The sequence below is a fragment of the uncultured Campylobacter sp. genome, assembly GCF_938031315.1.
GTDB lineage: Bacteria > Campylobacterota > Campylobacteria > Campylobacterales > Campylobacteraceae > Campylobacter_B.
Window position 1 is genome coordinate 1 of the sequence record NZ_CALHHT010000125.1, and the last position, 2,094, is coordinate 2,094.

1 protein-coding gene is annotated in these 2,094 nt (G+C 38.8%); it reads left to right on the top strand.

What is annotated here, in order from left to right; genetic code table 11:
* Positions 1–285: 285 nt before the first annotated feature.
* The coding region (locus tag Q0236_RS03450) for an STT3 domain-containing protein (RefSeq protein WP_297915192.1) at positions 286–2,094 on the top strand (1,809 nt) is incomplete at its 3' end.

Genomic DNA, 2,094 nt, shown 5'->3' on the forward strand with positions numbered 1-2,094 from the left:
AAAACCGTCTGTAAATTTATGTGCGACGCGTATTAAATCGCGTAAATTTCATACTTCATAGCGCGAGCAGATAGATCAAATTTCGGTTTGCTTGCGCCTTCTGTAATAATTTATCGTACAAATTTCTACATCTCGCATCGCAAATCAAATAAATTTTGCTATAATAAACGGAAATTAAACAATGTCGTTAAAGACGCAACGCGGGCGTGATAAAGCGAGTAAAATTTGTAGAGGCAAATTTTAACCCTGCCGCTCGGTATTTCAAACGGCAAATCAAGGAAAAAAATGCAAAAATTTAGAATTACAAACGGCGAATGCTCCCGCATGGATATCTTTTTGATCATGACGCTGGTTTATATATTCGGCGTGGCGTGCAGGTTTTTTTGGATATATTGGGCTAGCGGGATCGAGCAGTTTTCTTTTGACGGCGAGCTCATTATGACAACAAACGACGCCTTTGCGAATGCCGAGGGCGCGCGCGATATGATAGCGGGCTTTCACCAACCGGGCGATCTTAGCCCGTACGGCGCGTCGATCCCAACTCTAGCATTTTTACTTAGCAAAATTTTACCCGTCAGCCTAAATAGCATTGCGATCTATATGAGCGTGTTTTTAGCGCCGCTGGTGGCCGTGCCGATTATTTTGATAGCAAGAGAGTATAAGATCCTAGGCGCAGGCATCATCGCGGCGCTGCTTGCTTGCGTGCTGCCGGGGTATTATGTCAGGACTTTGGGTGGGTATTTTGATAGCGATATGTTAAATGTTACTCTGCCACTGCTAACGCTATGGGCTTTGATTAGGCTCATAGAGCGAAGCGAGCAGAGTAGCTTTATTTTACCTGCCGTTTTTACGGTGATTTATGATTGGTGGTATCCTAGCTCGTATTCTTTAAATATGGCGATTATAGTGATATTTTTAATCTATACTTTGATTTTTAATAGACGCAATGAGGCAAATTACAAAGCGATTATTCTTATGGCTGCAGCGGTCATAAAATTTGGCGCGTATTACGAAGGTGAGACAATAATCGTAAACTATATTTTATTACTTAAGATTGCACTAATTGCGTTTTTATATTTTTTAATGATTAAAATTCCAAGCCATAAAAGCAAAAAGGCTCTTTGGATTTTGGGTGCGATCGTCGTAATTATATTTATCATATTCGGTGGACTTGCGCCCATAGCAGTGCAGCTTAAAGCATACATCTTAAAGGATGTAAGCAAAGAGGAAATTTTCTACTTCTACGGCGTTAGAAATACGGTTAATGAGGTAGAAAACGCTAATTTCATGAAATTTGTGCTTGAATCTAGTGGGCATCTATTTATATTTATATGCGCTGTAGGAGGGCTGGCTCTATTGCTGATAAAATTCCGTTCGTTTATCTTAACCTTGCCGATGATAGCGCTTGGAGTTTTAGCACTTTTTGGTGGAACTCGCTTTACAATGTACGCTACACCGATGATAGCGCTTGGATTTGCTTATTTTATATATTTTACGCTGAATTACTTTGAAATACGCACCTGGCTTAGAAGTACTTTGTTAGCTATTTTAACCTGTTTGGCGATAATGCCTAGCATAGATTTTATTTATAAATTCCGAGTTGCGCCTACGCTTACGAAAGACTCCATAATGCCTCTTGCGGAGCTAAAAAATAAGGCTAGCAGGGAGGATTATGTGCTATCGTGGTGGGATTACGGATATTTAATCAGATATTACTCCGATGTAAAAGTAGTAGCTGATCCCGGAGGTAGACAGGCAGGAGAATACACTTTTATGAGTGCGTTTTCCTTTAATAAAGATGAGGTAAGCTCTGCTAATATGGCAAGGCTTAATGTCGAATATATACAAAAGTTGCAAGGTAAAAAATTTGATCCTAAACTGGAAGATAAATTTAAACTAAATCTATATCAAATTCAAAAAGATTATAGCGAAGCCGATATCAATAAATTCCTAAGTTCTTTAAGCGATAAGAATTTCAAGCTTCCGCAGAAAACTAGGGATATATATTATTATTTCGTACCGCACATGATAGATATATTGCCTAATATCTTAAAATTTTCTACTGTAGATATAGAAACAGGTAAAGAGTCTTGG